The 21126-nt window shown below is 34.2% G+C and carries 24 protein-coding genes; 19 read left to right on the top strand and 5 right to left on the bottom strand.

Annotated elements, in window-relative coordinates; genetic code table 11:
* The first annotated feature begins 40 nt into the window (after positions 1-40).
* From MHB70_RS30660 to MHB70_RS30615, 10 genes are all read left to right on the top strand, one after another.
* The gene (locus tag MHB70_RS30660; protein WP_098162193.1) at positions 41-550 is read left to right on the top strand and encodes a hypothetical protein; all 510 of its coding nucleotides are present in this window, start codon (positions 41-43) and stop codon (positions 548-550) included.
* Positions 547-3270 (top strand): CD3337/EF1877 family mobilome membrane protein, encoded by a 2724-nt coding sequence (locus tag MHB70_RS30655; RefSeq protein WP_341343745.1) that lies wholly within the window; start codon positions 547-549, stop codon positions 3268-3270. Before MHB70_RS30660 ends, MHB70_RS30655 begins: the two co-directional genes overlap by 4 nt.
* A 55-nt stretch (positions 3271-3325) precedes the next feature.
* Complete coding sequence (locus tag MHB70_RS30650; protein ID WP_341343744.1) at positions 3326-3724, top strand: hypothetical protein; 399 nt, start codon at positions 3326-3328, stop codon at positions 3722-3724.
* A gap of 27 nt (positions 3725-3751) precedes the next feature.
* Positions 3752-4879, top strand: coding sequence for a peptidoglycan DD-metalloendopeptidase family protein (locus MHB70_RS30645; protein ID WP_341343743.1), 1128 nt, complete (start codon positions 3752-3754; stop codon positions 4877-4879).
* 24 nt (positions 4880-4903) lie between these two features.
* On the top strand, positions 4904-5488 hold the full coding sequence (locus MHB70_RS30640; RefSeq protein WP_341343742.1) for a hypothetical protein: 585 nt from the start codon (positions 4904-4906) through the stop codon (positions 5486-5488).
* A 21-nt stretch (positions 5489-5509) separates the two neighbouring features.
* The gene (locus tag MHB70_RS30635; protein ID WP_341343741.1) at positions 5510-5827 is read left to right on the top strand and encodes a hypothetical protein; all 318 of its coding nucleotides are present in this window, start codon (positions 5510-5512) and stop codon (positions 5825-5827) included.
* 25 nt (positions 5828-5852) lie between these two features.
* Entirely contained in the window at positions 5853-6149 is a 297-nt protein-coding gene (locus MHB70_RS30630; protein ID WP_000636253.1) for a hypothetical protein, read from the top strand.
* Positions 6150-6276: 127 nt separating this feature from the next.
* The gene (locus tag MHB70_RS30625) at positions 6277-6597 is read left to right on the top strand and encodes a hypothetical protein (protein WP_088024389.1); all 321 of its coding nucleotides are present in this window, start codon (positions 6277-6279) and stop codon (positions 6595-6597) included.
* A gap of 31 nt (positions 6598-6628) precedes the next feature.
* On the top strand, positions 6629-6841 hold the full coding sequence (locus MHB70_RS30620; RefSeq protein ID WP_341343740.1) for a hypothetical protein: 213 nt from the start codon (positions 6629-6631) through the stop codon (positions 6839-6841).
* 582 nt (positions 6842-7423) lie between these two features.
* Positions 7424-8875, top strand: a complete 1452-nt coding sequence (locus MHB70_RS30615; protein WP_341343739.1) for a toll/interleukin-1 receptor domain-containing protein — start codon at positions 7424-7426, stop codon at positions 8873-8875.
* 137 nt (positions 8876-9012) lie between these two features.
* Here the strand turns inward: MHB70_RS30615 and MHB70_RS30610 are convergent, their stop codons facing one another.
* The 4 genes from MHB70_RS30610 to MHB70_RS30595 form a co-directional block, all read right to left on the bottom strand.
* Positions 9013-9435 (bottom strand): NUDIX domain-containing protein, encoded by a 423-nt coding sequence (locus tag MHB70_RS30610; RefSeq protein WP_073541871.1) that lies wholly within the window; start codon positions 9433-9435, stop codon positions 9013-9015.
* A 130-nt stretch (positions 9436-9565) separates the two neighbouring features.
* Positions 9566-10054 carry a DUF4652 domain-containing protein gene (locus tag MHB70_RS30605; protein WP_239695319.1) on the bottom strand — a complete coding sequence of 163 codons (489 nt, stop codon included), beginning with the start codon at positions 10052-10054 and terminating at the stop codon, positions 9566-9568.
* Entirely contained in the window at positions 10047-10511 is a 465-nt protein-coding gene (locus MHB70_RS30600; RefSeq protein ID WP_073541870.1) for a restriction endonuclease, read from the bottom strand. The genes MHB70_RS30605 and MHB70_RS30600 overlap by 8 nt, the downstream gene beginning before the upstream one ends.
* A 158-nt stretch (positions 10512-10669) precedes the next feature.
* The gene (locus MHB70_RS30595; RefSeq protein WP_073541869.1) at positions 10670-10855 is read right to left on the bottom strand and encodes a hypothetical protein; all 186 of its coding nucleotides are present in this window, start codon (positions 10853-10855) and stop codon (positions 10670-10672) included.
* A gap of 259 nt (positions 10856-11114) precedes the next feature.
* Here MHB70_RS30595 and MHB70_RS30590 point away from each other — a divergent pair, with 259 nt between their 5' ends.
* From MHB70_RS30590 to MHB70_RS30575, 4 genes are all read left to right on the top strand, one after another.
* Positions 11115-12470 (top strand): RNA-guided endonuclease TnpB family protein, encoded by a 1356-nt coding sequence (locus tag MHB70_RS30590; RefSeq protein WP_097980151.1) that lies wholly within the window; start codon positions 11115-11117, stop codon positions 12468-12470.
* Positions 12471-13574: 1104 nt separating this feature from the next.
* Positions 13575-14147: a tyrosine-type recombinase/integrase gene (locus MHB70_RS30585; protein ID WP_097842827.1), complete on the top strand. Its 573-nt coding sequence runs from the start codon at positions 13575-13577 to the stop codon at positions 14145-14147.
* 18 nt (positions 14148-14165) lie between these two features.
* Positions 14166-14417, top strand: a complete 252-nt coding sequence (locus MHB70_RS30580; RefSeq protein WP_000650389.1) for a YueH family protein — start codon at positions 14166-14168, stop codon at positions 14415-14417.
* A gap of 22 nt (positions 14418-14439) precedes the next feature.
* Positions 14440-14874 (top strand): NucA/NucB deoxyribonuclease domain-containing protein, encoded by a 435-nt coding sequence (locus MHB70_RS30575; RefSeq protein WP_205190591.1) that lies wholly within the window; start codon positions 14440-14442, stop codon positions 14872-14874.
* A 185-nt stretch (positions 14875-15059) separates the two neighbouring features.
* On the opposite strand, the gene MHB70_RS30570 is transcribed toward MHB70_RS30575, so the two are convergent.
* The gene (locus tag MHB70_RS30570; RefSeq protein ID WP_225913372.1) at positions 15060-15740 is read right to left on the bottom strand and encodes a hypothetical protein; all 681 of its coding nucleotides are present in this window, start codon (positions 15738-15740) and stop codon (positions 15060-15062) included.
* A 183-nt stretch (positions 15741-15923) separates the two neighbouring features.
* Between MHB70_RS30570 and MHB70_RS30565 the strand changes: the two genes are divergently transcribed.
* From MHB70_RS30565 to MHB70_RS30545, 5 genes are all read left to right on the top strand, one after another.
* Positions 15924-16631 (top strand): hypothetical protein, encoded by a 708-nt coding sequence (locus MHB70_RS30565; RefSeq protein WP_205190590.1) that lies wholly within the window; start codon positions 15924-15926, stop codon positions 16629-16631.
* 340 nt (positions 16632-16971) lie between these two features.
* Positions 16972-17373: a YkvA family protein gene (locus MHB70_RS30560; RefSeq protein WP_000386590.1), complete on the top strand. Its 402-nt coding sequence runs from the start codon at positions 16972-16974 to the stop codon at positions 17371-17373.
* Between the two features lie 161 nt (positions 17374-17534).
* Entirely contained in the window at positions 17535-18173 is a 639-nt protein-coding gene (locus tag MHB70_RS30555; RefSeq protein ID WP_341343738.1) for a recombinase family protein, read from the top strand.
* A gap of 105 nt (positions 18174-18278) precedes the next feature.
* Positions 18279-19874, top strand: a complete 1596-nt coding sequence (locus MHB70_RS30550; RefSeq protein ID WP_341343737.1) for a type I restriction-modification system subunit M — start codon at positions 18279-18281, stop codon at positions 19872-19874.
* Positions 19861-21114 carry a restriction endonuclease subunit S gene (locus MHB70_RS30545; RefSeq protein WP_341343736.1) on the top strand — a complete coding sequence of 418 codons (1254 nt, stop codon included), beginning with the start codon at positions 19861-19863 and terminating at the stop codon, positions 21112-21114. The genes MHB70_RS30550 and MHB70_RS30545 overlap by 14 nt, the downstream gene beginning before the upstream one ends.
* The last annotated feature ends 12 nt before the right edge of the window (positions 21115-21126 follow it).

The raw sequence follows: 21126 nt of genomic DNA, 5'->3' as shown, positions 1-21126 counted from the left end.
TAAGAGTATTCTAAATTATCTGTATATGGAGGATGGAACAATGAAAAAATTACGTATGTTATCTGGATTATGTGTAGCAGGAATGTTGATGGTAACAGGTGTTGCAGGTTGCTCAAATGAAACGAAAAGTAATGCAAACCAACAAGAGAATCAGAAAGAACGTGATATGAAAGAAGCGGATAAAGCCGCGATGGACTATGTAAGAGCCTATATTGAAATGGATCGAAAAAAATTGAATGAATTACAATACAAAAAATTTGATTTTGGAGAAGATCGAATTAAACATCCAGGTGCTAGTAAGGGAATGAAAGAGCGATATGACCTGTATCGGTTTGACTTAAAAGAAGGAGAAAATGAGTATTACTATCGTGTGAAATATTTTGATCCTGTAGAAAATGCACAGATGGGAATGAAATTGAAAGTAGTAAAAGATGAAAAGGACAGGAAATGGAAAAATTACGAATGGAACTGGGATGGTCATAATACTTTAGAGTCTATTGTGGGAAGTATAGAGCCAGTTCATGTTCATAAATGGGGGCAAAAGGAATGAAAAAACTTTTCTCTATTTGTATGATTCTTGTATTCTTTTTACTACCGTTAGGGCCTCATGTGGCCCTAGCGGAAGATACAAAAAAGGAAGAAAAACAGGAACAAAAAGGGGCACGAATTTCTGAAAATCTATTTAGTGGGTACACAGATGGGATTTACAAAGATAAGTATTACGAAATAGATACGTACCAGCCGAAAGAAGACGATAAAAACGTGTTTCAAAAAGTTGGTGGGTATTTGTTCGGTGATGATAGTGTTGGAAAAGACCTGCAAAGAATGTTATATACAACCTGTCAATGGTTTGGAAATATGGCCTTTCAGTTAAATGTGATTCTCGGCCAATTAACAATCTTTTTAGTCGATCAAGCGTTGAACCTGGACATTGTAGATGCGGTAGCGGATAAATTAGGAGCGGCTATGCAAAATATTGCTGGTATTGAAAAAGGCGGCTTTTTATCTTCTGGGCTATTCCCAGCAATTATCGGCATTGCATGTGTGTTATCAGCTTGTTACGCAGGCTATATCTTCTTTATTAAGCGCCAACCATCAAAAGGTTTAAGTGAATTAGTGAAAACGGTACTTGTTATTGCTTTTATTGTTACGTACATTGGAAACGCAAGTACAATTTTAAAGAGTGCAAATACGATTAGTTCTGAAATTAGTGTAACAGTATTAGCGAAAGCGACGGGAACGGTTGCGGGTGATCCAGGACGTTCCAAAGCGGATGCAATCTTTTCAGTGAAAAAGCAGATTTGGGATTTGTTAGTTGAACGACCATATTTATTTTTACAGTATGGAGAAGATTCAAAAGAAAAAATAGGAACTAAAAGAGTAGATGGATTATTAGCGAAAGCACCAGGTAAAGAGCGTGATGATTTGGTTAGAAAAGAAATAACAGATGATGGAAACCAAATGATGGTGATTTCTTCTGTAGGAGAGCGCCTTGTATTTACAGTTATGTATTATGTGGTGAATACATTCGCAGGTGTTCCAGTAATCGCGTTTTGTTTACTGATTGTAGCATTCCAATTATGGTTCCTTGTCATGAGTATTATCTCACCAATCGTCATGGCGGTGGCTCTATTGCCAGGACATCGTAGAGTCATTGAAAGCTGGGCTTCACAATGGATTCGCCCATTGGCATTAAAAATCTTTATGTCAGTTATGCTTGTTATCATTTTTACGATAGCAGAACTATTATACGTATTACCAGAAGCGGGCGTTGCAGGGTATGTGTCTACAATGATTTTCCAAATTCTTGTTTTTGTTCTCTGCTACCTGTTTAGAGGAAATATTGTTGCGGCCTTTAGTCGAGCACGTGGCGTGTATGAGACAGTCACAAATATATCTCTTATGACTGAAAACTTTGTAGATAAAGGAAAAGAGTACGCTGGAAATACAATGTCTTATATTGGAGATAAAATGGGAGCACATTTTAACAGCGCGGCTGAATTAGCGGCGGCAGGCGGCCAGTTAGAAAATGCAGGGACAGACGACGAAAAGGCAAAAGCCAACCCGTTAGTGCAAGCAAATATACCGAATGATTTACCGAATAATCAAGCGGAACAAGAAAAAGAAGAGAATCAAAAGAAAGGAAACCTTATTTCCTTACAGGATCGTGATAAAGATGGGAATTTACCACAGCAAGGAGAGGAAGGAAAAGAACAAACGTTACCAGGTGAGGAAGAGGCGCCAGTGCAACAAGACCTTATCAGCTTAGATAAAGAAGCATTAGAACAAGAAGTAGAAGGACAACAAGAAGGAACAGAGGTAGAAGAATCAGAAATGGATGTTCAACCAGAACTTGTATCTTTAGAGAATGAGGAAATTCCGACAGGGGAAGAAATACCAGCTGATATAGAGGGATATGAAGAAATTCAACCAGAAGTACCAGAACAAGAGGTGCCATTAGAAGACATTCCGACTGATATAGAAGTATATGAAGAGGTACAGCCAGAAGTAACAGAGCAAGAAATACCACTAGAAGAAGTTTCAAGTGGTATGGAGGCATATGAAGAAATCCAGACAGAAGTACCAGAACAAGAAATACCACTAGAAGAAGTTTCAAGCGATATGGAGGCATATGAAGAGATTCAAACAGAAGTACCAACACAAGAACTTCCATTAGAGGAAGTTTCAACAGATCATGAAGCATATGAAGAAATCCCATCCGATATCCCACAACAAGACATCCCAACAGAAGAAATTCCGATGGATATTTCAAGAGAAGAAATACAACCAGAACAGGAAACTTTAACACATATTCCACAACAAGAAATTTCAACGCCAATTGAAACAGAGGCAAATGAACCTTTAATACCAGATACAATTCGTGCAGATGTAAATGAAGAAGGTGTCATTGTACCTCATACACCAGAAACAACAAGTGCAGATATTCCAGATGCTATTCGTGCAGAAGTGAATGAAGCGGGGCAAATTGTCGCTAAAAAACCTGATATAGATGTCGAGTCAACTGTACAAGTGTCAAACTCTTCTGACTCATTTATCCCAACGGAATCCGTTTCCACTTCTGATTTGGCACAAGTAAATGAGAAAGAAGTAAGCAAAAATGAGCCGATTCAAGAAAAAGCGGTAACGATCGATACGCCAGATATACAATATGGAGCTGTAGCCGCTGGAAGTGAAAATTGGATGCCTTCTACTGATCCGCAAAACTTAGATAACTTAGATGATTTGGAGCCACCAAAAAAAGATGAGTAGAGTCCTAGATTTTTAGGACTTTACTATCTTTTCATAAAAAGGGAGAGATATAGATATGAAGCACTGGGGATTAATTTGTATGAAAATGGTGAGTACCAGTATTTTTCTTTGTATTGGGTGTTTGGGATGGATGAACATAATCATTCTTTTTATTAAAGGCAATTGGCCAATAGATTTATTAGGATGGATTGGTTTAGGGGGCCTCATCTGGTATACGCTCATTTTTCTTACTATTCGAGTCATCCATCAAGAGACGCATTTTCGTATTGATGGTGGGGCAAAACTAGCCTTTTTCATTTGGTTTGTAGGAATTGGTCATTTTGGATTACTACATTTTATACAAGACCAGCAATCTACTGTTTTAACGTTACTATTTCATGTTTTAGCGATTATACCCATTCTTTTAGCCCTTACATATGGGCTGATTGTTCGAAAATATTCTAATCAATCTTGATGCATGTTGTAAGGGGGGAGGGATGATATGAGACCAGAAATAAAAGAAGTCGTAGACAAAACGATACAAGAAGATATTGCACAAGAACAAAAAAAGAAGAAGAAAAAGAAATCCTGGTTACTGACATTTCTTTTTGGGAGTTCTACTTTCACAATAGGATTGTTCGTCTGTATTGGATTTCTTTTATTTATTGTTTTGGGGCAAGGGATTGGCAAAAAAGAAGAGGAAGCACCAGCAACCATCCCAAGTAATGGAATGACGGTCTGTCGTCCAGGTGGAAAAACAGTGGCACCAGAAGAATTACAGCCCCATTTAGGAGGCGTTTTTACAGGGAAAGCACAAGCCTTTTTAAATGCAGGAACACAAAACCAAATCGATCCCGTTTTATTAGCGGCCATTGCAAGATTGGAAACGGGTAATGGTACTTCTAATGCAGTAAAGAACTATAACAACCCTGGTGGCCTCATGGACCCTAGTAGTTCACAAATGAAAGGGTTCATGAAATTTGCCACCTTAGATGAAGGAATCAACGCTATGGCCCGAAACTTATATAAAAACTATATCGGTATGGGGATTACAACTATAGAAGCAATAGGCGCTAAATACGCACCACCAGGCGCCGCAAATGATCCGCATGGTACAAATGGTTTATGGCCTGTATTAGTAACAAAGTTTGTTACGCAAATGGGCGGCCTTACTTTTAATTGTGAAGCGGGAAAGCCAGGCGGCGTTGTAGATACTGGATCAGCAAGCTCACAAGGGTTTATTCGTCCTATCGCTCAAACAACGATTACAAGCCCATTTGGGCCACGCTGGGGCACTATTCATAAAGGTATTGATTATTCTTGCCAAGACGGTGTCACACCAATTGCCGCGTCGAAAGGTGGCGTTGTAGAGTGGGCGAAATTTGGCGCTTCCGGTTCGGGGTTTGGCGGATATGGAAACGTAGTTGTAATCAATCATGGGAATGGATATTGGAGTTTATACGGTCATATGTCGTCCATTACTGTACAGGAAGGTCAAAACATTGGAGTCGGTCAACAGGTAGGTGTTTGCGGAAGAACAGGGCAAGTAACAGGGCCACATCTTCACTTTGAGATCAAAACATCTTTGACGTTTGGTCAAGTCGACCCAGCACCTTATTTGCCGAAATAAGCGGAAAGAAAGGGAGGATTAGGGATGAAACAGGGAATCGTTGGTTTAATCATAGTTGTACTAGTGGGTATCAGTGTATGGTTATGGAATCAAAATCGCACCTTACAGCATAAAGTTGAGCAGACAGAAAAGAAATGGATGGAACAAGTAAAAGAGCTAAAAACAGAGAATCGAGCATTGGAAAAGCGTGTAACAGTTTTAACAGAAAATACCCAAGATAAAGGGCAAGAAGTAGCGAAACAGTTTGTAGAGCTGTTAATACAGAATGATAATAAACAAAAAGAAAAGCCGGGGTTTGAGAAAATCAAAGAAATGATAACAGGAGAAGCACGAAACAAATTATTAAACGCGCCAGAGGATGAACATAAACATATAGAAGATGATGGCTCTATGCATATTCAAACGAAAGCAAAGATAACAGATATGTACTATATCAAAACCGCTGATAATAAAGCGGATGTAACAGTTAAATATGATTATCTTGTAACGGTTGATGGAACAGAACAACAAGAAAAACATACCATGAAATTGAATTTATTGTTAGAAGGTGACAAGTGGTTTGTAGAAAATTATGAGTTCCAGATCAATACAGGAATTGAAGGACCATAGAGAAAGGAATGAGGGGAGTTGGTGAATCAAAATGTATTGCATCATATCGGGTATGAAATATTGCAAGAAACGTTTGTATTGATTCGAAATGTATTTTCCTATTCAGAGCAAGATGAATCCAGTGTGAAATATGTGCGAGAAATTGCGGATGCCTTGCATAATATCCCGCATTCAATTCAGAAACAACATGATAAATTCCTAGAATTTGAGTTCAAACTGTTAGAAGAAACATTAATGCAAATGGACTTTGGAAAGGTTGCCGCGCAAAACATTCCCTATTTTAAAATGTATGCGGCACGTGTACAGCAATTGTTACAGAAGCGCTATAAAGAGGTGTAATCGAGTGGAAATGGGGCGATAAAAAATGATCGTATTGGGAATTGGGCTGTCAGTTTTGCTGATAGCCTTTTTATTTATCCAGGTATATCCGTTCCAGGAACAAAAGTTAGAACAGAGAAAATATGATGAATATGGAATCTGGATCATTATTTGTACAGGGGTATGTCTCTATGTTTCGCATCATTTTTTACAGGAAAACACATGGCAATGGGGATTAAAAATCATAGGTGCAACTTTTTTTACAGGGTTTTCAATTGGATGTGTTGGAAAACAAAGTATATATGATTTTCAACATAAAAAGTTTCCCTTTCAGAAAAAATGACGCTTCAAATTCGTCTGTAATTAATTTTAAATTAGTTATTAATACATTTGGTATTGAATGAGGTTTCGTCTTTTATTCGGTGTTTTAAGTGGTTTAAATAGATTTTTAGAGAAAAAGGGGTGTGAGGATGATTTTTTTTAAGGTTATTGCATATATTTTGCTAAGTATAGGAGTTTGTACGCTTGTTTTGGCAGGAATAGCCGCGATTGTAAAGAAACAATTCATAATCGCAAATATAAATTTGTTGTTGGCCATGTATTATTTTTGTTCGGGAAGTCTTCTGTATTTGTGTACGTTATGGGAAACACAAGATATTTTACTACAAGCCTTTTTGATTTTAATTGTAGGCATTGCAATCATTCGATTGAGAAAAAGCTGGTATGTACCACAAATGCGTACCCATCTTCAAAAACTACAAGAGCAAGCGACAAATAAGAATGATCTGTGAGGAAATCAAGGAGAAAAGGGGTGGAGAAATCTTGATACATCAATATGAATTGAATTTTTCAGTGATGTATAGTGGCAAGGTAACAGACTCACAATCTACGATTATTCCAGCAAGTTCTTTAGAGGAAGCAAATGAGAAATTACAATTGGAAGTAAAGCGGCGATTAGGAAAATGTAGTATAAAAGTGAATACGGCAAGTTTATGTGTTTCCGAAGATAGTCGGTATGCAATCGAACAAAAATAGAAGTGGAAAGTCTTGTTTCTATAGCAAGGCTTTTTATTATTTTATGGGGTAATATTGACATTAAAATACTAATTGTAATAGGGTATTAAGTTACGGTTCTGAGGAGCGGAATAGCTTAAATTTTTTTGAGATGAAAATGCTAAAAAATGTTGAAATGACAATGTTTTTTCATAATACAGGTATATGTACTTGAGTCTATGTGGCTATTATTATGTGACGGTGGAGAGAAATTTTTAAAAAATGGAGCATGAGTTCCTTTGTTTGGATAAAAAATGAGCTGAAATGGCGTTCTAAAAGTTTAGATTGGATAGCATTTTGTATGAATTGGCGAATGGCATAACTTTTCAATTAATTCAACTAAAGCTTTCGTTAAGTTTTTTGCTTAATGTTGTAAATCCGTATAACCCCTGATGCCCCCAAAGATCACTAAAGAGTTGATTTTATTAAGATTCATTATGAAAGTCTTAACTTTATTTTAAAGCCACATAAGTAGCTATGATAGAATATTCATATCAACAAAATATAAAAAGCGAATAGATTTTTTTACAAGTATTATATTGACCCAAAGATAGGAGAATACAAATGGAACAAAATAAAGAATTTGGCTCAAGACCGCCTAAAGTGTTTATTTCATATTCTTGGACATCACCCGATTATAAAGAAAAAGTTATTTCATTAGCAAACCGACTTACAGAAAACGGTATTGAAGTTGTAATTGATGTATGGGATTTAAAACCTGGTCACAATATGTTTGCTTTTATGGAAAGTATGGTAACTGATTCAACAATTGATAAAGTTTTAGTATTGTGTAATAAATCTTATGCAGAAAGAGCATCATCTTATAATGGTGGAGTTGGCACAGAGACACAGATTATAGGACCAGAGGTATATACAAAAGTCAAACAGGAAAAGTTTATCCCTGTCATACTTGAACGTGATGAGAATGAAAAAGATTATATTCCTGTCCATATGAAAGGTCTTATTTATATTGATTTGCATATGAACTTTGAAGAGGGATATGAATCATTGCTTCGCCTATTATATGAACAACCACTACTGAGAAAACCAAAATTAGGTTCTCCACCCGCATATTTATTTGATGAAAAAAAAACGAAATTTAAAGTAAGTGGTGTCTTATCTTCTATACGTGATGCCATTGTTCGTCATCCAAATAGAGTAAAAGGCTTATGCCGTGATTATAAACAAGCCTTTATACAGGATTTAGAGGCCTTTAAACTTACATATGAGGAATTAAAGGAACCATTTGATGAAAAGATTACTAATTTAATACATGAGATGGTTCCTTTAAGAGATAACTATATTCAATTCATAGAACAGTTATGTGTTGATGAATCATTATTTGATCCCAAAATCATAACAAACTTTTTCGAAAGCATTTATCCTTTTTCAAATCTTCCGGTTGGGTATTCGGGGTCATTTTATACCATACAATTTGATCATTATAAATACTTGATTCATGAATTATTTTTATATACAGCAGCCGTATTAATCTCTAGACAAATGTATAAGAGACTAACTGAAATTCTCCATCACAGATATTTTGTACAAGGCAGTCATCTTGGAGAACTAAAGGATGGAGGATATGAACTATTTTATTTTTATTTAGAAAGCTTAGAGGCACGGAATAATCGACTGTCATTGAGTCGTGTTAGCGTTCATGGTGACTTAATCAGAAATTCATGTAGTTCTACTGAGTATTCATGGGAAAGCCTGATAGAAGCAGACTTTTTATTATACTACATTCATAATATACAAATTTTACAAAATGAAAACAATGCACCACGTTTTGGCTGGTATCCTATAACCTCTGCGTTCACGCGGTTCTCGAATCCTAGCATTCCATTGTTACACAGATTAAAATCAAAAACACATTTTGATGATATTAAAGGTTTACTTTCTATAGACAGCATTGAGCACCTTCAACAAATTATAGAACTCTCTGCAACAAAAGGACGTGAATCAGGGGTTCCAGCTTTTGCACACTTAGTACCACAAGAAATCGGTATTTACTAACCCTCACTACTTGGGGCCTCGCCAACATTTCGGAAAAAAGCACGCTAAGAAAAATAGACATTAAAAAGCTAATTCTTTGTATCCATGCATGAATTAGCTTTTTAAGTGTTATAAGTTATGTAATTGCTCTTTTTGTTTTACTTAGTTTGAAAATAATAAGGAGCTACTACTCCTTTTTCTAATAATTTTTGAACGCCATTAGGAAAGTAAAACATAATTTTTTCAGCTTCTTTTAGGTCTATCCAACTAATTTCAGTAATTTCATTTTGATCTTGAATAGAGATTTCTCCGCCTACTATTCTAGCTACAAAGGTGAAAATTACAGCATGTGCATGTGGAAAAAACTTTTCATTAATAGCAAATATATCTTTAATTTCAACTGTTAATCCTGTTTCTTCAAATGTCTCACGGATAACAGCCTGTTCCAATGTTTCCCCACTTTCTCTTGCTCCTCCTGGTAGGCTCCATTCACTACCATTTTCACGTTTGTTTCCAACCATAAGGATTTTTCTATTTGTATCATCATAAATAAGTGCATAGACCACATCGACTCGTTCCATAATTTCTCCTCCACTAAACAATTAAAATCTATATTATACCTTATTAATGAAATTTTAAAAATTTAACCAGAACTCAATGCAACACAATTTGAAATACCTAAAAAATAAAAAGATGCCATATGGCACCTTTTTATAATTGAATCACTTCTTCAAATTCAATGAATTGGTTTAAAGATTCATCTGTGTATTTAATACCTTTGCATTTAATTCTGTTTTCCGTTAAAATATCGAAGCTTGTAATTTGTACATTAAAATCATATGAAGTAATTTGCGTTTTTTCTTTACTTGTTAGGTTATATGTAAACAAATTTCCTCCGATTGCTACAGTTCCGTGCCCAAAGCCAATGATTACTCCGAGCGTTTCGTGATCGAGCCATTTCACAAATTTTGGAATGAAGTTTTCTTCGGGTTGGATTAATGTTGTAAATTCTCCAATAATGTTATTAAACATATATAAAGAACCTAAAGCTTCCCATTCTAATGGATCGATGAATACCGTATTTTGTCCATTTGGGGATACAATTGGTTCACTTGGATATTCAAAATCCATTTTTTCTTTGTGTTCATTTTCTACTTTATAAATAATACGATCATCATAATCATATTCTAATTTATACATTAGCTTCCTCTCCTTCTTCTGGTAAATGTCCGTGAAGTAGGACATATTTTAATTCTGTATGATCTCGCACAATTTCTTCTAATTCTGCCAAGGTAAATACTACTAATTTAAATCCCATATTTTGTTCGAGGCTATGTAAAAAATCATAAAAGTTTGATGTAGGATTATGTGGAGTAACTAATACCCACCCATCTGGATGGTGCTGTTTTGCCTTCACAATTTCATTAAATACTTCTGATTGTTGTGGCATACGTTTTTCACGTTTACATTGGAATATCCAGGTTTGTTCAAACCCTAGATTAAAAGGTAATTCGACATAATATTTTGCAACAACATCTCGTCCTTTATCTCCGCCGCCTCTTCCAAACCACTCTCTGTTTCGAAATCCCTTTCTTCCTAATACATGGAAAATGAACTTTTCGAAATGACGTGGATTAATTGAACTCCAATCGATCATATTCTCCGTCTCCTGTTCTTTTTATTGTTAGTATACCGTAATTTTATAGAATTTAAAAAATTGATGATGAAAGCAAAGCATTAAGATTAGTAAAAAATAATAAATGAAAAATTGAATCGTAATTAGTTCAGAAATAAAAGTAAGGCTATAGTCTGTTTTTACACGTATTTCGGTGGAACCCTTTCAATTAGTTGAATTTGAAAAATGTCATTATCCGTAATACCAAGCACCCTCATTTCCTCTTTAAAAGAGCGCCAGGGTTCAACCTTAATGGATTTAGTGCTTTTATCCCTTAACGTGTATTCTCTTATATAATATGATTTCTGTTCCTTATGTTCTTTCATAGTGAAGCCTCCATTGTGATAATAAGAAGGAGAGGAAAGCACTTTAAATGAGTACTTTCCTTTTTTGACATGTACCTGTGACCTACAGATTACTCTTCAATAATAATTATATATCTATTGAATAATATTTGGTTTCAATTTTTGATCTTTAATCGGAATTCCTCTGTTACTGTTTCAAATTAGCACAAATGTAACTAGTAGTATAATTTTTGCTGATTTGGTTAGGATGGTGACATCAGGAACATGAAGAGGTGACATTTTGGGAGTAACAATTAAGATAATGAAATATCAAATTTTATGTCCAATGAATGTCGATTGGACAATATTTGAAAAGCATTTACGAAACTTAACATATCAGGTCAGAACGATAAGTAATCGAACTATTCAACAATTATGGGAGTTTGATGCTTTATCTTTTGACTACTTTAAAGCAATAGGGACATACCCTACTGTCCAAGATTTGTATGGGTGTACACAGAAGAAAATTGACGGTTATATATACCATACATTACAAAGTAAATATCCAGATATACATAAAGGAAACATGTCTACCACTCTTCAAAAAATTATAAAAACATGGAAGAGTAGAAGAAATGAAATTAGAAAAGGTGAAATGTCAATTCCTTCTTTTCGAAATCGCATACCAATTGATCTCCATAATAATTCTGTAGACATAAAAAAAGAGAAGAATGGAGATTATATTGCTGGGATATCTCTTTTTTCACGAGATTTTCATAAGGAAAATAGCGATGTCCCAAAAGGGAAGATTTTTGTAAAGTTAGCTACCAAAAAACAAAAAAGCATGAAAATTATTTTAGACCGATTAATGAATCAAACATACAGCAAAGGCGCATGTATGATTCATAAATACAAAAATAAGTGGTATTTATCAATTACTTATAAATTCAATGCTATAAAAGAAAATAATTTTGATAAAGAATTAATCATGGGAATTGATATGGGTGGAATAAATACAGTTTACTTTGCGTTTAATGAAGGGTTTATTCGTAGCAATATTAAAAGTGATGAAATTAAAGCATTTAATGAAAAAATTCGACAGAGACGTATCAATTTACTGAAACAAAGTAATTATTGTAGTAATAGTAGAACGGGAAAAGGTAGGGCAAAACGGTTACAGCCAATAGACGTGTTAAGTAATAAAATAGCTAAGTTTCGAAATAGCACTAACCATAAATATGCAAACTATATAATAAAACAGTGCCTAAAACATAACTGCGGGCGTATTCAAATAGAACTTTTAAAAGGCATATCAAAAAATGATAAGGTTCTTAAAGATTGGACGTATTTTGATTTGCAGGAGAAAATCAAGAATCAAGCTGAGGTTCATGGAATTGAAGTTATTAAAGTTGCTTCCGCATATACGAGTCAACGATGTAGTCAATGCGGATATATTTGTAAAGAAAATCGTTGTACACAAGCGGTTTTTGAATGTAAGCAGTGTGGATATAAAACACATGCTGATTATAATGCGGCCAAAAACATTGCTACTTATGACATCGAAAATATTATAAATAAACAATTAGCGGTACAAAGCAAATTACATTCAAAAAAATGTATGGAAGAGTATATAGAAGAGTTAGGATACCTGGATTAATGTAGATAATTGAGTTCATATTAAATAATTTGGTGGATTTACACGCCATAAATGGAGAAGTAGCACATAAGAAATTTACCAAGTGCCAATACTCCGTAAGGTAGTATCGAATGTAAATAAACATTGATGCGTGGGCATTTTTCATGCTCTGAAGGGTGTAACACAAAAACCGTTACACGATACATCTAGTTGTTGGTAAAATAATGTTTAATGTTCATCTTACCAGGTTATTTTTCGTATCTGTTAAAGTATCTATCTTTATTTTATCGGGGTTTAGTACTAACATAAGATGTATTAAATATTCTGAGGTGTTCTGTGATTAATTTAGACATGTATGTTCAGTACTAACATAAGATGTATTTAAATCTTTGGCCGTTGAACCAATTAAAAACCCGATTAAAGTTTAGTACTAACATAAGATGTATTTAAATTGGGGAGAGTGCGCAAAGTGTTTTTGTAGATTAATTTGTTTAACACTAACACAAGATGTATTTAAATACTCCTTAAATTCCTTTCGCTACGCTCTAGTAACCACCTAACTTGTGATTGTTTAACAGTAGCATAAGATGTATTTAAATTACTAATGGTAAAACAAAACATAGCTTTAATGCATGATTTGACACTAACATAAGATGTATTTAAATTTTTATGCTCATCGCATAATTCAAGATGAAAAGGCGGTTTAATACCAACATAAGATGTATTTAAATTCGGTTTGGCATGAGCCATACAGAAGCTGAAAAGAATATAAGATGTATTTAAATACTAGCCTATCTTAAAGTATTACTACCCTCTATATCAGTTTAAGACTAACATAAGATATATTTACATGTGTTTACCCAAAGTATTAAACTAAGTTAAGAATGTATACTGATCCCCTTCACAGATTGTGAAGGGATTTTTATTCGAAAGATGAGTTTTACAAAAGATACAAAATGTTAAACTCACAAGAACCAGTGATATCATGCGTTTTTCTATGGTATTACTGGTTTTTTTCGCTATAAAATGAAAAGAAAAATATTGTCAGTTTAACAAAATAAAGTTATAGTTAAAGTAAGTTTTACATATTATAGATAACAGCATCGTATTAGGAGGTCGTGTTTTATGGTGAAAGGAGGACGAAAACCTGGAGCAAAAGAGCCGATTCGTTCATTAGAAAAAATTGAACAAATGAAAGATTGGTTATTACAAAATTCCTCATATCGAAATTACTTTTTATTTTACTTTGGAATTAATACAGGTTTACGTATCAGTGACATTTTACGATTACGTGTAAAAGATGTTCGTGGAAAAGATGTCATGAAAATTAAAATGGAAAAAACAGATACAACGGTAGAAGTGTATTTCAATTCAGTCTTACAACAAGAAATTGCGAAATACACAAGTAATCGTGCTGATTCTGATTGGCTTTTTCCAAGTCGTCAAGGAGATAAACCAATTACAAGACAAATGGCACATACTTTCTTGCATAAGGCGGCCGAGGCTTGCGGTATTGATTCAGAACAATGGGGAACACATAGTATGCGAAAAACGTTTGGATATCACTATTACCAGAGAAAGAAAGATGTGTACTATTTGATGAAACTATTTGGCCATGCGACGCAAGGTCAAACACTACAATACATTGGTGTAGAAGCTGATGAAATCCGTAAAACAATGGAAGATTTCACACTATAGAGTGAGGGAGGATAACAAATGAAGTGTGTTGAGTTTGAAGTATTAAAGCAATGCGGATCACCAACGGTTTATTTTTGCGAACATGTTATGAAACATAGTTGTTTGATTGCAATTCCATCCTGGAATTGGAGTTTTTTAATGGATTACACGATTAATTTTAAAGATGAAAAACCCATGTTAATGAAGGCATTGGAGAAGTATGTTTCTTATCAGCTTGTGGAGAATGTTGCAGATGCATTTTATGATTATGTGTTTAGTGAATTCAATTAAGGTTTTCATAAGGGGGAACATAATGAATTTTAAAGGATTTGTAAGTAGTTTTTTAGTGATAGGGTTATTATTTTCGGGATGTTCAGCAATTCAAAATTCAAATCATGCAAAACAAACAAGTGGTTCACAAGATGTTGCACAAGTTATAGAGTTTCCTTCAAATAAGTATCCAGAAACAGCGGCACATATTAAAGATGCGATTGCAAATGGCAAGACAGATATTTGTACAATTGATCGGGATGGAGCCGCTGAAAGGAGAAAACAGTCTTTAGCAAATGTTCCAACGAAAAAAGGATATGATCGGGATGAATACCCTATGGCCATTTGCAAGGAAGGTGGAAAAGGTGCTGATATTAGGCACATAAAACCAGCTGATAATCGTGGCGCTGGCTCGTATATAGGTAATAAAGTGGAGAAATTACCAGACGGTGCTAAAGTGAAAATTGTTGTAAAATAGAAAATACAGATGCATTTAAAATGCATCTGTATCTTTAAAAACAGGAGTACATAACCATGATTATAAAACTAACAGAATAGGTTGTCCCCAAAAATAATAATGAACTTTGGTGGTATAAAAACAAAGAATTTTCGTTTAGAGTGTATTTTAAAATCTTAGTTTAATCGGTATATGGTGTTACTCTATTATTTATGTAATCCCATTTGTTTGAACTCTCTCCATATGTCCTCTATAAAAATGTTTTGATGAAAATAGTCAGCATGACGCAATAATTCTACATACTCTCGATTATCTTCGAAAAATTGAGATGAATAAACCCTTCTCAGTGAAGCATTCGTAGCATTCTTAAATTTTGGATCTGCAAAAATACGTTCTTTTAATTCGTTTACTTGTTTGTCAATTTTATTCTTACGTTGACTCTTAATCTCTTCTAACTTTTCTTCTGGAGTTTCTTGCACTACTTCTTCAAGAATTACATCCACCATATCTTCATATTCAAAGAGGTTGGCAATTTCTTCTCTTTCTGTAACGTTGAAAAATAAAAATCCTTCTTTTATATAATACATGAATACAGCTGAAGGCATATCAAAATTAATTTCATCTATTATTTTATTATATTCATAAATTTTTCTACTTACTTGTTCTTGGATTTCCTTTTCATACCTTTGATGGTACTCATCAGGAATAATATAATTCTCTTTAGGATCATAGGAATAAGAATAAAATAGTAATTTATTTTCTACATGTACATGAAAATCTAGGAATTCATCCAGATTAGGTATTTCTATTAGAGTGTCTTTTTCTGAATTTATATGAGTTCTTCCATTAACAAGAGAAAAACCTTTTGTTTCAGCTATATTTTTCAAGTTTTCTTTAAGCCATAGTTGATATTACATAGTAAATCCTCCTTGATGAAATTAAAATCTATTTCTATGATACCCCTAATAAAGTGGGATATGAAAACTTAAACTTAATAGATACGGGGAAATATCTTACTTTAAATGGTAAAATAAAGGAAAATATAAGCAGGGAAATAAGGGGGAAGTATCATGGGATATTATGTTATTGATCCAGAAACAAATGAAGAAATTCACGTGTCTAAATGGAAAATAAAATATCCAGATCAAGACGCATCATGTGAAGTATGCAATACGCCTGTATATGTAAGAGCTGACGCTACACCAAATAGACAAGATCATTTCGCACATTACAAGCATTCTAATTGTCCTACTATAAAAGATGGACGTAAAAAGTATGAACACCTTCATCCTACAGAAAAAGATGAAGAAAATGCAAAGAAGATCAAAAGAGAAGTAGTTGCTAATTTATGGCCAATTTATCAAAAATGCAAAGAGATTATGAAAGGCAATCAAAAAGGAAATGAAGCATTTTTATATAAAAAAGAGTTTAAAGAAATGATAGAAAAAGCAGATGAAAGAAATATATGGGCTTATAAGGGGTTAACACTAAAATATGTCCCATATGTGCTATTAGTGAATTATGGGGTCTTTCCTAAAAAAGACCTTAGAAAGCGAAAAGTTCATTTTGTATTTGATTCTTTAATGAGTAACTACGATGATTTATGGATAGATTCAAAAGTGAAACAGAATATATGGCGTGTTTATCCAGATGAACAAAATTCGGTTGAAAGAGAGCAAATAGACTGGGATACTTCTGGATTAGAACCAGATTACTTTATAAATTTCATTACAGGAATTTCAAACGAAATATTGGAAGGTAAAAAAGTCCTATCTTGATACGGGTACGGCAAGAATTCGTTACTTTTGGAGCCACAGGGGGAAAAAAGACATAGAAGATGTCGTATACGTCATTTTTAATGAGATTGGTATAAAAGATTCCCGTCAATCCATCAGTTAACGAAAAGAAAAAGTGACGTAGAAATCCATTAATAACTCAAATCACTATTGTTTTTCGTGAATGGGTCAAAAAAGAAGTAATTCTTGTCTTACCCCTTAAACTTTACTTTGATTTTTAAAACTGTACCAGGGTACGTCTGCTTAAACCTGTTATTATTTGGACTACTGTTTATAGAATGTCTGATTCATTATATACTAATCATAGATTGGGGGGATTATTATGGATTATTCCAAAGAACAGTTAGAAAAAGAAATGACTCGTTCTAGTAGGCATTATTCTGATAATCAGTTTTGGGAGAAAGTAAAGAAGTATACTAAAAAGGCAGGAACTCAAGCTGTATATACAGTTTTACTATTGTATTATGTTCTTCAGAAAGATACTGTTCCAATGAAAACTAAGGGTATTATTATTGGGGCTCTAGGTTATTTTATTTTACCCTTAGATTTAATCCCGGATTTCACACCGGTTGTTGGTTATGCGGATGATTTAGGAGGATTAGGTGTAGCATTAATGCAAGTTGTAATGTATATAGATCAAGATGTTAAAAAGCAAGCAAAAGAAAAATTAGTAGATTTATTTGGTGAAGATGTAGATACTTCTGAAGTGGATTCTAAGATTTAAATTTAATTTATGAACCTCCTATTTAGGGGGTTTTTATTTTGATGGGGGAGTGTTAGGTTTTGTCCTATTGGGGTACACCCTGTTCAAACAAACCAAAGTTTAGTAATATAGGTATATAAAAATGTTCAAACAGACTTGTTTATTGAATAGAGGTGAGGAATTTGATTTTTGGATATGCGAGGGTTAGCTCCAAAACTCAAAACCTATCCAGGCAATTACAGGAATTAAAAGAATATGGTTGCGATCGAATATATGAAGAGAAGCAATCCGGGAAGGATTTTGAGCGACCGGTATATAAAGAGATGCGTTCAAAAATGCGATTTGGTGATGTATTGGTTGTGCATGATTTAAGTCGATTTGGCCGAAATAAACAAGAAATAAAGGATGAATGGGAGGCCCTTATCGAAGAGGAAATTGATATCGTTTTATTAAATATGCCAATTTTAGATACACGAAAATACAAAGAGCTAGAGGGAGTAGGTCAGTTAGTTTCTGATCTTGTGCTTACACTGTTATCATGGATGGTGGAAGAGGAAAGAACACGTATTAAGACCGCCCAGAGGGAAGGAATAGAAATTGCAAAGAAACAAGGGAAGTTTCGGGGTGGTAAAAAGAAATATCACAAAGAAGCAACTGGAAGAGATAAAGTGATTTATGATGAAGTAGTAAGGTGTTTAAACAAAAATGTAAGTGTAATGGATATTCATCGTAAAACGGGATTATCAAGAAATACAATTTACACGATTAAACAGGAAATTAAACTACCTGATACTAACTTGGAAAAGCTTATTTCTTTTTGAGAAAGTGTCAAGCTTTGGCAAAGAAACAAGAAGAACTTGAAAAGTATTTTTCTTTAGAAGTATTCAAGTAATTAGACCAATAATGGAAAAAGCGAGGAACGCAACATGGCTGATTTAAACTCAAAATTATTTAGTGCCGCAGACAATTTGCGAAGCAAAATGGATGCATCAGAATACAAGAACTACTTATTAGGATTGATCTTTTACAAGTACTTATCTGATAAGTTATTAGAAAAAGTAGTTGAAATAGCAGATGAATCGTTAGAAGAATACAGCACACAAGAAGAACAAACGGGGTTGTATAGAGATTTATTAGCAGATGAAGATATAAAAAATGACTTGATTGAAACGTTAGTGGATACATTGGGCTATGATATTGAACCAAAGTATTTATTCAATGTATTAACCAATCAAGCTAAACAAAACACGTTTCAGTTGAATGACTTGAATAAAGCTTTTATTGATTTGTCTACAAAATATGATCAATTTAATGGATTGTTTGATGATGTGGATTTAAAATCAAAAAAGCTGGGATCAGATGATCAACAACGAAACATTACCATTACGGAAGTATTGAAGAAACTAAATGATGTCGATGTGCTAGGACATAATGGCGATGTCATTGGGGATGCCTATGAGTTCTTGATTAGTCAATTTGCCTCAGAAGCTGGTAAGAAAGCTGGAGAATTCTATACACCTCATGAAGTATCTGACATGATGGCTCGTATTGCGGCAATGGGTCAAGAAGACAAAAAATTGTTTAGCGTATTTGACCCAACCATGGGATCAGGTTCCTTGATGTTGAATATTCGAAACTATATTAACCATCCAGATAGTGTAAAGTATCATGGACAAGAACTAAATACAACGACCTATAATCTAGCGAAGATGAACTTGATTTTGCATGGTGTTGATAAAGAAGATATGCGTTTACGCAATGGGGATACATTGAATAAAGATTGGCCGACAGATGAGCCTTATACCTTTGATTCTGTCCTAATGAATCCACCTTACTCAGCTAATTGGTCTTCAGATGATACGTTCTTAGATGATTCTCGTTTCAATCGATACGGGAAATTAGCACCAAAATCAAAAGCAGACTTTGCTTTTCTTTTACATGGATTCTATCATTTGAAAGATTCGGGATCAATGGCAATCGTTTTACCGCATGGGGTACTGTTCCGTGGAGCTGCAGAAGGTGTGATTCGTAAGAAATTACTAGAAGATGGCAGTATTGATGCTGTTATTGGTATGCCAGCAAACTTATTCTTTGGGACATCCATTCCAACAACAGTCATCATCTTGAAGAAGAATCGTACCACTCGAGATGTGTTATTTATTGATGCAAGTAATGAGTTTATAAAAGGAAAGAACCAAAATAAACTCTCTAAAGAAAACATTGATAAGATTGTCGAAACGTATAAGAAGCGAGAAGATGTGGAGAAATATGCTCACGTCGCTACCTTTGATGAAATCAAAGAGAATGATTTCAATTTGAACATTCCTCGATACGTAGATACCTTTGAAGAAGAAGCGCCTGTTGATATGGTAGCAGTGGGCTCAACTATCAAGGACATTAGAAAAGAAAAAGCAGAACTAGAATCCAGTCTATATGACATGATTTCTTCGCTACAATATGATGAAGAAAACGCTGAATGGATCAAGGGTGCATTAGAGGTGTTTAATCGTGAAAAAAAATAATATGCCCTGGGTGCGATTTGCGGGATTTATCGAAGAGTGGGGACAGTGCAAGTTAGGTGAGATTTCAGAAAAAGTAACTGAGAAAAATAAAGATAATATCTATTCTGAAACCCTGACAAATTCAGCAGAGCTTGGAATCATCAATCAACGTGATTTTTTTGATAAGGATATTTCAAATAAAAAGAATTTAGATGGTTATTATGTCGTTCATCCAGATGATTTTGTTTACAATCCAAGGATTTCTAATCTTGCTCCGGTAGGTCCAATTAAGAGAAATAAGTTAGGAAGAACTGGCGTAATGTCTCCTCTTTATTATGTTTTCCGTACGCATGACGTTGATAAGACATATTTAGAAAAATACTTCTCATCAAATAGTTGGCATTTATTCATGAAATTGAATGGAGATTCCGGTGCACGATCAGACAGGTTTGCGATCAAAGATTCTATATTTCGTGAAATGCCTATTCCGATTCCTTCAATTGAAGAACAAACCAAAATCGGGAACTTCTTTAAACAATTAGACGACACTATTGCTCTTTATCAGCAAGAACTAACCACCCTCAAACAAACAAAACAGGGATTCTTGCAAAAAATGTTTCCAAAAGAAGGGGAGTCCGTGCCTGAGATTCGGTTCCCAGGATTTACTGGAGATTGGGAACAGCGTAAGTTTGGAGAGATTTTTGATGTGCATACTGATTTCGTATCAAACGGAAGTTTTCAGGCATTAAAGGATAACGTGAAACTTTATACTCAAGAAAACTATGCATATATGATTCGGTTGCAAGATGCAAGTAATAATTGGAAAGGGCCTTGGCTATATACGGATAAAAAAGGGTTTGATTTTTTAAAAAAATCAACGGTTTACGAAAATGATATTCTAATGTCTGATAGAGGAACTATAGGGAAGTTTTTTCAAGTCCCAAAATTAAATAAACCTATGACACTATCATCTAATGCCGTATTACTGAGAAGTTCAAAAAATGATAATTCTTTTATTTATTATATGTTAAACACTGAAAATATTAAAAATCAAATAGTGATTCGAACTACACCAGGAGTTCAACCAATGATAAGTAAAACAGAGTTTAAAAAAATATTATCGTCTCTTCCGTTAATTGATGAACAACAAAAAATCGGCTCATTTTTCAAACAACTAGACGACACTATTTCTCTTCATCAGCGTGAATTAGATGCCTTAATAGAAACGAAAAAAGCATTCTTACAAAAAATGTTTGTCTAAGCAATATAGGGA

Origin of the sequence: Bacillus sp. FSL M7-1020 (genome assembly GCF_038050415.1) — a bacterium.
In the GTDB taxonomy this organism is placed as follows: domain Bacteria; phylum Bacillota; class Bacilli; order Bacillales; family Bacillaceae_G; genus Bacillus_A; species Bacillus_A toyonensis.
This window is presented reverse-complemented; position numbering and strand designations above follow the sequence as displayed.